The 13,185-nt window shown below is 68.1% G+C and carries 13 protein-coding genes and 1 pseudogene; 11 read left to right on the plus strand and 3 right to left on the minus strand.

Going from position 1 to position 13,185, the window contains the following annotated elements; genetic code table 11:
- The 3 genes from ACWDRB_RS66885 to ACWDRB_RS66895 all read left to right on the plus strand — a co-directional run.
- Positions 1–684: endo-1,4-beta-xylanase (locus tag ACWDRB_RS66885; RefSeq protein ID WP_449912613.1), on the plus strand; the 684-nt coding region annotated here is incomplete at its 5' end.
- A 30-nt stretch (positions 685–714) separates the two neighbouring features.
- The gene (locus ACWDRB_RS66890; protein WP_449912615.1) at positions 715–2,145 is read left to right on the plus strand and encodes a non-reducing end alpha-L-arabinofuranosidase family hydrolase; all 1,431 of its coding nucleotides are present in this window, start codon (positions 715–717) and stop codon (positions 2,143–2,145) included.
- 333 nt (positions 2,146–2,478) lie between these two features.
- Positions 2,479–3,222 (plus strand): SDR family NAD(P)-dependent oxidoreductase, encoded by a 744-nt coding sequence (locus tag ACWDRB_RS66895; protein ID WP_449912616.1) that lies wholly within the window; start codon positions 2,479–2,481, stop codon positions 3,220–3,222.
- Positions 3,223–3,628: 406 nt separating this feature from the next.
- Here ACWDRB_RS66895 and ACWDRB_RS66900 read toward each other — a convergent pair whose 3' ends face one another.
- Complete coding sequence (locus tag ACWDRB_RS66900; RefSeq protein WP_449912617.1) at positions 3,629–4,663, minus strand: DUF5937 family protein; 1,035 nt, start codon at positions 4,661–4,663, stop codon at positions 3,629–3,631.
- A 57-nt stretch (positions 4,664–4,720) separates the two neighbouring features.
- Here ACWDRB_RS66900 and ACWDRB_RS66905 point away from each other — a divergent pair, with 57 nt between their 5' ends.
- A complete protein-coding gene (locus ACWDRB_RS66905; RefSeq protein ID WP_449912619.1) occupies positions 4,721–5,974 on the plus strand; it encodes an MFS transporter in 1,254 nt (417 codons plus the stop codon).
- Here the strand turns inward: ACWDRB_RS66905 and ACWDRB_RS66910 are convergent.
- Both ACWDRB_RS66910 and ACWDRB_RS66915 read right to left on the minus strand, forming a co-directional pair.
- The gene (locus ACWDRB_RS66910; RefSeq protein ID WP_449912631.1) at positions 5,971–6,261 is read right to left on the minus strand and encodes a transposase; all 291 of its coding nucleotides are present in this window, start codon (positions 6,259–6,261) and stop codon (positions 5,971–5,973) included. The two genes, ACWDRB_RS66905 and ACWDRB_RS66910, sit on opposite strands and share 4 nt — an antisense overlap.
- A gap of 65 nt (positions 6,262–6,326) precedes the next feature.
- Positions 6,327–7,199: a winged helix-turn-helix transcriptional regulator gene (locus ACWDRB_RS66915; protein ID WP_449912620.1), complete on the minus strand. Its 873-nt coding sequence runs from the start codon at positions 7,197–7,199 to the stop codon at positions 6,327–6,329.
- A gap of 53 nt (positions 7,200–7,252) precedes the next feature.
- On the opposite strand from ACWDRB_RS66915, the gene ACWDRB_RS66920 reads away from it, so the two are divergent.
- From ACWDRB_RS66920 to ACWDRB_RS66950, 7 genes and pseudogenes are all read left to right on the plus strand, one after another.
- Positions 7,253–8,548, plus strand: coding sequence for an MFS transporter (locus tag ACWDRB_RS66920; protein ID WP_449912622.1), 1,296 nt, complete (start codon positions 7,253–7,255; stop codon positions 8,546–8,548).
- A gap of 495 nt (positions 8,549–9,043) precedes the next feature.
- Complete coding sequence (locus tag ACWDRB_RS66925; protein WP_449912623.1) at positions 9,044–9,883, plus strand: helix-turn-helix domain-containing protein; 840 nt, start codon at positions 9,044–9,046, stop codon at positions 9,881–9,883.
- A gap of 68 nt (positions 9,884–9,951) precedes the next feature.
- The gene (locus ACWDRB_RS66930; protein WP_449912625.1) at positions 9,952–10,533 is read left to right on the plus strand and encodes a dihydrofolate reductase family protein; all 582 of its coding nucleotides are present in this window, start codon (positions 9,952–9,954) and stop codon (positions 10,531–10,533) included.
- 174 nt (positions 10,534–10,707) lie between these two features.
- Positions 10,708–11,028 carry a type II toxin-antitoxin system Phd/YefM family antitoxin gene (locus ACWDRB_RS66935; RefSeq protein ID WP_449912626.1) on the plus strand — a complete coding sequence of 107 codons (321 nt, stop codon included), beginning with the start codon at positions 10,708–10,710 and terminating at the stop codon, positions 11,026–11,028.
- Positions 11,025–11,459, plus strand: a complete 435-nt coding sequence (locus ACWDRB_RS66940; protein ID WP_449912627.1) for a PIN domain-containing protein — start codon at positions 11,025–11,027, stop codon at positions 11,457–11,459. The genes ACWDRB_RS66935 and ACWDRB_RS66940 overlap by 4 nt, the downstream gene beginning before the upstream one ends.
- Before the next feature lie 175 nt (positions 11,460–11,634).
- Complete coding sequence (locus ACWDRB_RS66945) at positions 11,635–12,108, plus strand: hypothetical protein (protein WP_449912629.1); 474 nt, start codon at positions 11,635–11,637, stop codon at positions 12,106–12,108.
- A gap of 375 nt (positions 12,109–12,483) precedes the next feature.
- Positions 12,484–12,996, plus strand: a pseudogene (locus tag ACWDRB_RS66950) (TIGR04222 domain-containing membrane protein); the annotation flags it as partial.
- Between the last annotated feature and the right edge of the window lie 189 nt (positions 12,997–13,185).

Here is a 13,185-nt window from a genome sequence, read left to right on the forward strand (position 1 = left end):
CCGATCGACTGCGTCGGCCTGCAGTCGCACTTCAACAGCGGCAGCCCGTACAACAGCAACTACCGCACCACCATCTCCAGCTTCGCCGCCCTCGGGGTGGACGTGCAGATCACCGAACTGGACATCCAGGGCGCCTCCGCGCAGACCTACGCCGCCGTGACCAACGACTGCCTGGCGGTGGCCCGTTGCGCCGGCATCACGGTGTGGGGCGTGCGCGACCAGGACTCCTGGCGTTCGGGTGACACCCCGCTGCTGTTCAGCGGCGGCAACAAGAAGCCCGCCTACGACGCGGTCCTCAACGCCCTCAACGCCGCCTCGCCGGGCGGCCCCACCCCCACACCCACCCCGACCCCGACACCCACCCCGACTCCGACTCCGACACCGGTCCCGGGCGCGTGCGCGGCGACCATCACGACGACCAACAGCTGGTCGGGTGGCTTCCAGTCGACGGTGACCGTCCAGGCGGGCAACGCGGCGATCAGCGGATGGACCGTGCGGTGGACCTGGCCCGGCGGGCAGAGCATCAGCAGCCTGTGGAACGGCCAGCAGAGCGTGTCCGGCTCCAGCGTCACCGTACGCAACGCCACCTACAACGGCTCCATCGCCGCCGGCGGCTCCACGACCTTCGGGTTCACCGCGAACGGCACCGCGGCCACCCCGACCGCCACCTGCACCAGCCCCTGACGGCGGCCGGACATGATGAGGAGAATACAGATGCGACTGCCCTGGCGAGCGCGGTCACCGCGCCCCTCCGCCGTCACGACCGCGGCGCCGCCCCGGCGGGCCTCTCACCGCGGCCTCGTGATCGGCGCCGTCGCAGTCCTGCTCGCCGGAGCGGGCCTGCTGACCGTGCAGCCCGCCCAGGCCGCCGTCGCCTGCCGGGTCGACTACGCCATCAGTTCGAGCTGGTCAGGGGGCTTCAACGCCAGTGTCACCATCAACAACCTCGGTGACGCGGTCAACGGCTGGCGGCTGACCTGGTCCTTCGGCGCCGGCCAGCAGATCACCCAGATCTGGAACGCCACCCAGACCCAGTCCGGCTCGTCGGTGACCGCCACCAACGTCTCCTACAACGCCTCCATCCCCTCCGGCGGCAGCGCCAACTTCGGGTTCAACGGCTCGTGGACCGGCAGCAACCCGGTGCCCACGTCGTTCGCCCTGAACGGCGTGACCTGCGGCAACCCCGGCACCCCCACGCCCACCCCCACATCGACCCCCACCCCCACACCGACCGGCACCTGCACTCTTCCGTCGACGTACCGCTGGACATCGACCGGCGCGCTGGCGAACCCGAAGTCGGGGTGGGTCTCGCTCAAGGACTTCACCACCGTCGTCTACAACGGCAGACATCTCGTCTACGGGACGACGCACGACACGGGAACGGCGTGGGGTTCGATGAACTTCGGCCTCTTCACCAACTGGTCCGACATGGCCTCGGCCGGCCAGAACACGATGTCCTCCTCCACTGTCGCGCCCACGCTCCTCTACTTCGCCCCGAAGAACATCTGGGTGCTCGCCTACCAGTGGGGGAGCACCGCGTTCTCCTACCGAACGTCGAGCGACCCCACCAATCCGAATGGCTGGTCATCGCAGCAGGTGCTCTTCTCCGGAAGCATCTCCGGCTCCGGAACAGGCCCCATCGACCAGACACTCATCGGTGACAGCACGAACATGTACCTGTTCTTCGCCGGGGACAACGGCAAGATCTACCGGGCCGGCATGCCCATCGGAAACTTCCCGGGCAGTTTCGGCTCGACCTCGACGGTGATCATGAGCGACACGACGAACAACCTGTTCGAAGCCGTTCAGGTCTACAAGCTCCAGGGCCAGAACCGGTACCTCATGCTCGTCGAGGCTATCGGCTCGCAGGGCCGCTACTTCCGCTCGTTCACCGCCACCAGCCTGGACGGCTCGTGGACACCGCAGGCCGCGACCGAGAGCAACCCCTTCGCCGGCAAGGCCAACAGCGGCGCCACCTGGACCAACGACATCAGCCACGGCGATCTGGTCCGCAGCAACCCCGATCAGACCATGACCGTTGATCCCTGCAACCTGCAGTTGCTCTACCAAGGACGCAACCCCAGCTCCGGCGGCGACTACGGCCTCCTGCCCTACCGGCCGGGCCTGCTGACCCTGCAGCGCTGATGAGGTGACACGGATCCGTCCATGAGAGCGGCCTTCCGGTTGGCAACGGTGGTCATCCCAGCCCCGTCACCAACCGGAAGGTTCGCCCGCCGGCTTCCTGGCGCACCGCCCATGCGACCTTCACTCGCCGGCGGCAGGACGTGCTCTCCACAATGACCTCGTCGGTCGTGGAGTCGCGAAGTCGGCCCGACCACACACCCGTCGCAGGCATGTGGTTCCAGGGGTCGTGGCGTCCCGGTGCAACCAGGGGAGGCAGCACGGGGTTCAAGGGGCGCATCAGGGACGGTGAACCGCCCCTGGCTCCTGAAATCTCGCTCACGATGGGAGTCCGATATGTCGGCAGTTCTGGACGGCAAGGCAGCGCTGGTGACCGGCGGCAGCCGCGGCATCGGCAAGGCGATCGCGCTCCGGCTCGCCGCTGACGGGGCGGATGTGGCGGTGACCTGCCAGCACAGCACCGACCAGGCCCGCGCCGTGATGGAGCAGGTCAAGGCGATGGGACGCCGGGCCATGGCCCTCCAGGCAGACGCCGGTGACCCCGCGGCGGTCACGGACGCCGTTCAGCGGGCGGCCGGCGAGTTCGGCCGGTTGGACGTCCTGGTCAACAACGCCGGAGTGTTCCCCTTCGGGCCACTGCAGGACGTGCGTCCGGAGGACTTCGACCGAGTCCTCGCCATCAACGTGCGTGCGCCGTTCATCGCCGCTCAGATCGCGGCCGCGCACATGACCGAAGGCGGACGGATCATCAACATCGGCAGCTGCCTGTCCGGCCGCACGCCTTTCCCCGGCATCACCCTGTACGCATTGAGCAAGACCGCCCTCACCGGACTGACCAAGGGCCTTGCACGTGACCTCGGTCCGAGGGGCATCACCGCCAACGTCATCCATCCCGGCCCGATCGACACCGACATGAACCCCGCCGACGGGCCGGGCGCCGACGCTCAGAGCGCCTACACCGCCCTCGGGCACTACGGGGAGCCCGCGGACATCGCCGCGACCGTCGCGCACCTGGCCGGCGAGGGAGGCCGATACATCACGGGCGCCTCCATAGCAGTGGACGGCGGCGTCACCGCCTGACTCCGCCATCCTCCCGGCGGCCTTCGAGCATCGTCGACCAGATCCGTTACGAGCACATCCACCGTCTGCACGTCACGCCGGCCTGCCTTCACCGAGCGCCAGGTGACTCGTGGTGTCCTCCTGTGGGCAGATCACCAGCTCTCATGGCAGGACTGCGGGGCAACGCACCCGTCAGGCGGAGGCGATGGGGGCATAGCCGAAGAGAGCGCCCATTGATCAGGGGCTCATGTTGATCGACGATGGCGAAGAGGATCCTTGCGAGCAACGAGCAGGTGGTGGCCCCCGCGACGGGTCCCGCACCCAGCAGGGCCACACGGGAGGGGTTGAACGTGTCGAAAAGCGACTCGGCGCCCGGCGTAACTGACTGCGCACGGTCTCCATCAACGGCACCGATCGCGCCACCGTCTCAGGTCTCCTGGCCGAACCGAGCGGGACCGGGGTGGGCAGCGTCCTCTGCTGCGCGGTCGACACCGACGGGCCGAAGTCCTGATCCGGCGACGAGGGCGTCGCCGAGTTCCGAGCGTAGATAGAGGACCGAGCGACCGTGGCGGGCGCTGGCGAGGAGGCCGGCGGCGCGGAGGGTGCGGAGGTGCTGGTTGACGGCCGAGGGGGTGACGCCCAGGCGGCCGGAGAGTTCGGTCGATGAGGCGGGGGTCTCAAGCATGGTGAGCAGCCCTGCCCGGGTGGCGCCCAGAAGGTCGGTGAGCACCCCTGGGGAGTGACGGGGCTCCGCTTGCCAGAGCGTGCCGACGCCCCGAGTGCCGTACATGATCAAAGGGGGCTCGGACGGGGAGATGGGGACGGTAGCGGCCCGGCTGAAGAGGGTCGGGACCAGGGTGAGGCCCTCGCCGCCGGTGGAGCGCCGGTAGCGGGCGTCGCTGATCAGCCGCATGGATACGACGCCGTCCTTCAGCTGAACGCGCTCGCTGAGGTCGGCGAACATCGCGGCCAGGCCGTGGGCCGAGATGACCTGGCCGCGGTGGACCACGTCGGCCTGCAGGACCGCGCGCATCCTGGGCCACCAGGGTGCGAAGCAGGTGCGCCAGTAGTCCCGCAGCGCGTCCAGGATGCGGGCCGACGGGTCACCGCGCAGCGGCTCGGGGAGCCGGGGGTGGAGGGCGCGCAGGTCGTCGATCACCCGGTCCACGGGCACGCGGGCGACCGTGGCGAGTTGGTCGTCGATGCGGGTGAGCGGGGCGTGGGGGCGGGGTGACAGGTAGTCCGGCGTCCACATGTCGTCGTTGGTGAGCGCTTGCAGCAGGGGCACGTCCAGCGTGGATCGGGCCTGCTCCGTGCGGCGCAGCCAGGGCAGGTGCACCGGATAGCGGCCAGGGTCGCGGAACGTGCGCAACGACAACGTGAGCTCGTTGAGCGGCGAGATGGCGAAGCGGACGTCGGCCACGTCCATCCCCGCGAGCTCGTACTCGATCAGCCCCGCCATGAAGCCATACGCTACATCAATTGGCGACAAAGGCCCTATTACGGGATAAAGGCCCCCGTGATCCAGACCTTCTTCCCTCAGGACCGCGTCGCCCGCTCACTGACCGTCAGCACGATGGCGTTCGCGCTCTCCAGCGGCGTCTTCTACACCGTCAGCACGCTGTACTTCACGCTCGTCATCGGGCTCAGCGCGACGACGGTGGGTCTCGGGCTGGGCATCGCGGGCGGCACCGGGGTGCTGGCCTCGTACGCGGGAGGGTGGCTGGCTGACCGGGTCGGCGCGCACCACGTCCAGACGGTGGCGACAGGGCTCAACGGGGTTGCGCTGCTCGCCTACACGTTCGTCTCCGACGCCGTCGTGTTCACCCTGATCGCCTGCCTGGCCGTGATCACGCGTTCGGTGGGCTCCGCGTCGAAGCAGGCGATGCTGGCGCGGTGGTACACCGGCCCGGAGCGGGTCGAGGTCCGGGCTCGGATGCGCGTGGTCACGAACGTCTTCATCGGCCTGGGCACGGTGGCCGCTGCGGCGGCGCTCCTGATCGGCACCGCGTCGGCGTACCGTGTGGCGGTGGTCGTCGCCGGCATCTTGCTGCTGGCGGCCACCGTGCCGCTGGCCGGGCTCGGGCGTCAGGTGCCGGAGCTCGCCGCCAGGATGACCGCAGTCAGGGAGCGCACCGCGTCCGCCGGGCCTTCGCCGCTCAGGGACCGTACGTACATCGCGAGCGTGGCGTGCAACGCCGTGGTGGCCACGCAGTTCGGCCTGCTGACCGTCGGCATGCCGCTCTGGGTGGCCACCACCGACGCGCCCACCGCCATCGTCTCCGTGCTACTCGTCCTCAACACCGTGGTCGTGGCCGCACTCCAGGTGCGCGCCTCGCGCGGCACCGACGACGTGCGCAAGGCCGGGCGCACGGTCAGGCGCGCGTCGTGGCTGCTCGCGATGGCATGCGGTCTGTACGCTCTGGCCGGCTACGGAAACATGATCGTCGCCTGCGTCCTGTTCGTCCTGGCCGCGTTCGCCCACACCATGGGTGAGATCCTGGGCGAGGCGGGTGGCTGGGGCATGGCCTTCGAACTGGCCGACCAGCGCAGCGCCGGCGCCTACCAAGGCCTCAGCCAGACCGGCTACGCGATCGCCACCATGTTCTCCCCGATCCTCGCCACCACCGCCGTCGAACACGGCACCGCGGGCTGGGTCGGCCTGGCCGCCCTCTTCGTCCTGGCCGGCACGGGCGCCGCCGCGGTGGCCCGGCACGCAGCCGCCAGGGATCGAGCGGGACGTGAGGGCTCGTCGATGGTAGGCGCAAGTTAAGCGCGTCCGCGTCGGGTAGTGGCGCATCGGGTGCGTAGACGCTGATTCTCGGGATTACGGAAGCTGTAGGCGTCTCGGACGGTGGTCTTGATGACGCGGTTGGTGCCTTCCGAGCCGGCGTTGGTATGCCGGTCGTGAAGGAAGGCCAGGATCTTGGGCCACCGGGTCTCAATGGCGGTGGCCAGGCGTTCGAGTTCGGGCAGGCCGGAGACGGCGCAGCGGTCGTAGAAGCGAAACAGCCGCTCAGCGATGACGGTGCGGTCAGGGTTGGTGCGGCCCAGCGCGATTCATGGATCCGGTGAAGCTGCAACAGGCCCTGGACGAGATCTTCGACGCGGATCGGGGGTCTTTGTTATCGAGCGCGGACGAGGGCGAGCATGTCTTCCACCGAGCCGGCCGGGTCGCTGATCGGAAACTGCACCGCACGGATGATCGCATTGGGGTCGACCAGCAAGGTGAGGCGCTTGAAGCGGTCGACGCCGGCCACCCGGAAGGTCGGCAGCAGCAGCCCGGCCGCGAGCTTGCTGTCCTGGTCGGATAGAAGCGGGTAGGGCAGCCTCGCGTGCGCGACGAAGGCGGACAGCTGGTCGGGTCGCTGGGTGCTGACGCCTCGGATCACGGCACCCGACGCCTCGAAGTCGGCATGCCGTGACGCGTAGGTGAGGGACTCCAGAGTGCAACCCTGAGCACCCGGGATGTCGGCCCAACCAGGCGGGTGGCCCTGGGCGCCGGGCGCGAAGGCGCCAGGGAAGAAGTAGAGCACGGTCCAGACACCGGGTGCGTTGGCCGCGGCCCGTTCGCCGTCGTGTCGTTCCAGAACGACAGCTGGCATTTTCCGATCGACCAGCTCATGCACCCGGCGGGTCTCGGCGGACCCGTCCTCGCTGGTCGCGGTCAGCGCGCCATCGCCCATCACATGTCTGGTGCCCCAATCCTGTAGCGCGATGAGCGCCGGCAGCAGGCCCTCGCCCTTCGCGGTCAGCAGGTAGTCGTAACGCGGCGGGCGATCGGAGTAGGGCCGCTTCTCCAGTACCCCGTGTTCGACGAGCCCGGCCAGGCGCTCGGCCAGAGCTCGGCGGCTGACACCGAGCTCACGCTGAAGGCCGTCGAAGCGGGTGGTGCCGCCGGCGATGTCCCGCACCACCAGGAACGTCCACCAGTCACCGATCACTCCAAGCGCCTGCGCGATGCCGCAGTCGGCGTCGGGTAGATCAGCACGCTTCACATACCCCATTATATAGTGCATTCCATTCTGGAACTGACCTGGGAGATGTCGAGATGGCAGTGGACAGTGCGCGCGGCGCGAGCGTCTTCTGGCGGTGGTGGACGGCCGGCACGACCAGCGCGGTCGGTTCGGCGATGGGCGCAGTGGCGTTGCCACTGACGGCGTTGACGGTGCTCGACGCCTCCGCGTTGGAGATGGGCATGATCGCCGCCGCCGGTTACGTCGCCTGGATCGTGATCGGCCTACCCGCCGGGGTGATGGTGCAGCGACTACCCATGCGAAGGGTTCAGATCGGCGCTGATCTGGCACGCGCGGCGGCGGTCATCTCCATTCCTCTGGCGTGGTGGCTGGACCGTCTGACGGTCGCCCAGTTGGTGATCGTGGCCCTCGTGATCAGCTTCGCGGACGTCATCTTCGACGTCGCCAACTCGACCTTCCTGCCGTCGATCGTGAGCAAGGAGCAGTTGCAGTCCCGTAACAGCCTGACCTCCGGCACCCAGGCCACAACTCAGCTCGGCGGACCATCCGTCGGCGGTCTCATCGTCCAGGTGCTCGGGGCTGTGCCTACCCTCCTCGTCGACGCGGCCAGCTATCTTGTCTCAGCCCTGCTGCTGCGGACCCTGCCCGAACGCCGCTCAGAGACCCCCGAGCGCTGGCCACCGGTACGCGCGATGATCCGGGAAGGCTGGCGTTTCGTCGTGCACCACCCGGTGATGAGACCGTGCATGTGGGCCGCCACCGCGGCAAACACAGTCTGCGGGGCACAGCACGCGCTCTACGCGTTGTACCTCGTGCGCGAGTTGCACGCCGAGCCCGGCCTCGTCGGCCTGCTGCTGGCGGCCGACGGCGTCGGCACGCTGATCGGCGCGGCTTTGACGAACCACATCACAGCCAGGCTCGGGACCGCCCGCGCCCTGATCGTCGCCGGATTCGTCTCGCTCGCCGGGGCGCTTGTCGTGCCCCTCGGCACCGGCTGGCAGGCCTTCGTCGCCTTCGCCATCGGCAATGTGGTCTTCTCCGCCGGCGTGGTGGTCTTCAGCGTGGTCACCCGCACCTACCGGCAGATCGCCAGCCCGCCCGACCTGCTGCCCCGGGTGATGGCGACGGTCCGCTTCGTCTCCTGGGGTGCGATCCCGATCGGCGGGTTGATCGCCGGAGCCGTTGCCGGGGTCCTCAGCGGCCGCGTCACCTTGATGATTTTCGTCGTCGCGGCCGCCTGCATGCCGTTGGTCCTGCTGGCGTCACCGATCCGGCACCTGCGCGATCTCACCGACTATCAGCAGCGCGACGACTCAACCGGCTCGCCAACCGCATCGTCGGAGCTCGCCGCCGACGCCGAACCGGCCTAGCCTCCGGAGCTGATGACCCGTACCGGAGCTGGATCTGCCAACCCTTCGGCGGCAGCACGTAGGGGATCGAGGGTGGAAGTCTCACCGTAGGAGCCCGCCACGTCCGCAGCTACGCCGAGCTCCTCACTCCAGCCGAAGGCAACGACACCAAGCTCACCACCTGGATCACCACGAGCCGAGCCGCTGATCTGCCCTACCTTGCGTGGATTCACCAACGGCCTGATCATTTAAGCCCTGGGCACCCCCGCCTCCGAGGACCGGCAGGCGGGGTTTTGAGCAGGTCAGAGATCACTTGGCAAGGTGGCGGCTGTTGACCAGGCACTGGATCTGCATGTTCTCCGATGCGCGATCCGGTCACCGGCGAAAACAACTCGATCATGTCGCTGAGCGGCGGTTACGCTTGCGGGCGTCTCGCGTCGCTTCTCCCTGAGTTTCCGCGACTGACGGCGTACGAGGACCTGGCGGCCGGCCCGTGCATCGGCGATGCTGTGACGCGTGGAGTACGTGTCCGGAGTTCCGCGACCGCCGCTGGACGGGCTACTCGACGACCTCTACTACCTGGAGGGCGCGCCGCCGTACCCTCGTCTGACGCTGCCGCCGATGCCGTCGGCGGTGCTCATCCTCAACCTCGGGGCGCCGTTCCACATCCGCGCCGGCACCGATATCAAGACGGCCGAGTACGCCGACGGCTGCGTGGTCACCACGCCCACCCGCGCCTTCGAGTTCGGCTACCCACCGGGGACCCGGTCAGTCGGCGTGCACTTCAAGCCGTGGGGGCTGGCGCCATTCCTGCCGATGCCTGCGGCCGAGCTGTGCGACCGGCCGGTGACGGTGGAGCAGATCTGGGGCCGTCCCGCCATTGCTGAGCTGCGAGACCGGCTGGCCATGGCGGCCGGCCCGCACGAGATGCTGACGCTGCTCGAGGACGAGCTGATGCGACGGCTCTGCGAGACCGCCGGCCTGCGGCTGGTCCGCCACACGAGCAGCGTCATCGCGGCGGCCACGGGAGCGGTGGCGATCGGCGACCTGAGCGTGGCGGCCGGCGTCAGCAGCACCCATCTGGCACAGCGGTTCAAGGAGCTCATCGGCGTCACGCCGAAGCGGCTCGCCCGCACCTACCGCTTCGCCGCCACCGTGCTCGCGATCGACCCCGCCGGACCGGTCAACTGGGTCGACCTCGCCGGTCGCGCCGGCTATTTCGACCAGGCCCACTTCGGGCACGAGTTCCGGGCGTTCACGGGGCTTACGCCGACCCGGTACGTCGAAGTCCGGCGGCGGTTCCTGCGCGAACATCCCGGCCATGCGCTCGACGTCGGGCCGCTGCCGGCCGTTTGATTTCTTACAAGAGCCGGCAACTCCCGATACGCCAGTATGGGCACTTCCCGAGCGGAGGAGAGAGCCCTATGGGCAAGGTGGTCATGTACAGCACGGTGTCGGTGGACGGCTTCGTCGCGGACGAGAATGACCAGGTCGGACCGCTGTTCGACTGGATGTCCAGCGGTGACGTCCCCTTGGACGAGACCGGGGAGGCGAAGGTGTCGCAGGCGTCCTACGACTACACCCGGCCGTGCTGGGACCAGATCGGAGTGACGATCGTCGGCCGCCACGTCTTCGACCTGACGGACGGCTGGGGCGGCAAGCCTCCGGGCGGGATCGACCACGTGGTCGTCGTGTCCCACCGGCCGATGCCCAAGGGCTGGAACCCCGAGGCGCCGTTCCACTTCGTCGACGGTGTCAAGGCCGCCATGACCAAGGCACAGGAACTTGCGGGCGACCGCACGGTCGAGGTCGCCGCCGGCGACGTCGGCGGCCAGGTGCTGGCCGCAGGGCTCGTCGACGAGGTCGCCATGGACGTCGCGCCCGTGGTGTTCGGATCTGGCAAGCGCTACTTCGGGTCAGTCGACGCACAGCACCTGCTGGAGGATCCTGACGTGGTGATCCAGGGCAACCGGGTGCTCCACCTCCGCTATCGGGTGCGGCGATGACCGATCTGAGCGGGTACGCGAAGAAACTCACACCGCCGGCGGGCTGGCCATCGCGACCGAACTTCCGATCCCAGCGCCGATAGCGGTCCCGATCACGCCGATGTGAAGGGTCACCAACGACGCCGAGAGTGCCACCCTGTAGCACCAGATAGCACGCTGAGATAGAGTTGACGAGTGAGCACTCCTGAGCCCGACCGCTCCCATCAGATCTCCCAACGCGACCTGCGAAACCGGTCAGCGGAGATTATGGACGGCCTGGAACGCGGCGAGCAGTACGCCGTCACACGCAATGGTCATCACATCGGCGACCTGGTCCCCATCCGCCGTCGGCGCCGGGCCGTCTCGCGCGCCGAGTTCGCCGCCGTGTCCCGCGGCATGCCGCGACTGGACGACCAGAAATACCTCGAGGACATGAACCGCCACGTCGACGACGACCTCTACGACCCTTACGATCGCGCCTACGGCAGAGGCGAGTTCGCAGAGGACGGGGAATGACTCTCACTCAAGGGCTCCTCGACACCAACATCCTCATCCTGCGTGCCGGAATCGACCCTGACGAACTGCCCGACGAGATGATGATCAGCGCCATCACCACTGCCGAGCTGTCAGTCGGCGTACTGGTGGCCACTGGGGCACAGGAACTCGCGCAGCGAATGAAGATCCTTCAAACCGCCGAGGCCGAGTTCGACCCCCTTCCCTTCGACGACACCGCCGCCCGCGAGTACGGCCAGTTGTGGACCGCCGTCATCGCCTCAGGACGCAAACCCCGCCCCCGAACAGCAGACCTGATGATTGCCTGCGTGGCTATCGCGAACCGCCTCCCCCTTTACACCTGCAATCCCAAGGATTTCAAAGGCCTGGACCACCTGCTCGCTGTGGTCCCGGTCACACGGCCACGGTGGGTCAGTGCCCGTGCCGCTGGCTGATGCTGAGATCGCCGCCCAGCTCGCGCCGGCTGGGGGCTGCTCGACACGAGGATGGCCGATTCGACTCTCGTCTGGACGAGATTCCCGATGTCGACGACCCGGACATGCCCGTCAAGGTCAACGCGAGTTGGTTCCCTCGGAACCCGGGTTCGAAGACGCCCACTACGATCAGGCCGTGGGTATCCAGCGCACGCAGTTTCGTTTATATGGGTACACGTGCGCCGAAGAATGTCAGCACAAATTGCTGGTCCGGGTGAATCGGCCAAGCTACCCGAACTACGATCAGTCGGCCGAAGACGCGGCTGAGGCTTTCGCGGATTCCGCGGCCAATCACCTTCGGACCTGGTGGCAGCGCTGGCTGCTGCCCCGTGACTGCCGCCGTGAACACGAGTCCCGGCTGATGAACGTCTTTCACGAGGCCATTTCTGAAGAACTCGACGGCCCGGGCCTGAGAGAAATGTTGGTGTGGGAGATGGTGACCGATGATGATCCGATCATCGGCGCAGCCTCTACGGAAGAAGAGTTCTGGCGCCGGCTGAACGACTACTACGGGCCGGACGACCTACCCACGTCCGCGCGGCAGGTTGTTTCCCACTCCGTCTATTTCCTGACCGAGCAGGACGGAGCAGGCGATCTCCGCGACGCCTGAGTCCCGAGCGGGATCACGCGGTCGACCAAGGAGCGGCCGCCATCGGTTCTACCCCGCCACCGCCACACTGCGGCACACGGGAAGCAGCCGCAAGACATCCAACCGTGCCACTCCTCATCAGCCAGATCAGACAGCTCGGCCCCCCACCCACTCGACGTGCCGACACTGACAACAAGATCTAAGCGACAGCCCTTGATTCCCGCTCATGGCGCAGCGCTCAGGCGGCTGTTCTCTCGCGCGACGCGCACACCCGGCGTACACCTTCGCCCGCTGCCAATGCCCCGGCCGAACGCTCCTCGTGACCTATGGTCGGCCCTTGTAGGCGTGACATGCACTCATTAGCGTGATCGGTCAAACGGCCGAGCCACAGGGGGATGCGCTGTGGATCGTGATGAGTTGGCTTATCTCAGTGACGGCCGCCGCAGGGTCGCTCTGGCGGCTCTGGCGACCCTGCTGCTGGAGGGGCGGATGCGGTTGTCCCACGCGGGCAAGCTCTATCCGGTCGCGGGCGCCGAGGCGGGCGATCCCGTGCTGGAGGCGGCGCTGGCGCAGCGGGCCACCCTGAAGGAGTCGCTCGCCGCGCTGGCCGAGCACGAGAGCGTGCGCGCGGTGGAGGAGGACCTGTTGCGCCGCGGGCTCGTCACGCGCGGATTGCTGGGCCGGTTCCGGCGTCCCACGCCGGAGGGCATGCGATTGGTCGAGGAGGCCAGAACGGTCAAGGGGAGAGGACAGGCGATCGCGGTCGCGCTCAACGGCCTGGCCGGGATCTCCGACGACTCGATCAAACGGCAGTTCGGCGCGGCCAAGGCGGGCCCGCTCCGAGGGCAGGGGCAAGGCGGCTGGGACGCCCGGGATTACGACATCGGGTCTCCCGGGGGATCCATGTGACACCCGTCTCGCAGCCGGGCGGTGCCGACGTGAATCCCTGGACCTACGGGTGCGACTCCGATGCACTTCGTTGCGGCGCCGCGCGGGTCAAGGTCTAAGAGGTCCTAACAAAATGATCTAGGAATAAAGGGTGATCACCTTCAGGTTGATCACCGCCGTGAGGAAGGGCGAGCAGCCACCGTGGATCGT

It is taken from the genome of Nonomuraea sp. NPDC003707 (assembly GCF_053587055.1).

What these genes read in the sequence shown, in the direction of transcription:
- ACWDRB_RS66920 (WP_449912622.1), top strand. Translation starts at nt 7,253, where the DNA reads ATGGCAGTGGACAGTGCGCGCGGCGCGAGCGTCTTCTGGCGGTGGTGG.
- ACWDRB_RS66895 (WP_449912616.1), top strand. Translation starts at nt 2,479, where the DNA reads ATGTCGGCAGTTCTGGACGGCAAGGCAGCGCTGGTGACCGGCGGCAGC.
- ACWDRB_RS66940 (WP_449912627.1), top strand. Translation starts at nt 11,025, where the DNA reads ATGACTCTCACTCAAGGGCTCCTCGACACCAACATCCTCATCCTGCGT.
- ACWDRB_RS66930 (WP_449912625.1), top strand. Translation starts at nt 9,952, where the DNA reads ATGGGCAAGGTGGTCATGTACAGCACGGTGTCGGTGGACGGCTTCGTC.
- ACWDRB_RS66890 (WP_449912615.1), top strand. Translation starts at nt 715, where the DNA reads ATGCGACTGCCCTGGCGAGCGCGGTCACCGCGCCCCTCCGCCGTCACG.
- ACWDRB_RS66900 (WP_449912617.1), bottom strand. Translation starts at nt 4,663, where the DNA reads ATGGCGGGGCTGATCGAGTACGAGCTCGCGGGGATGGACGTGGCCGAC.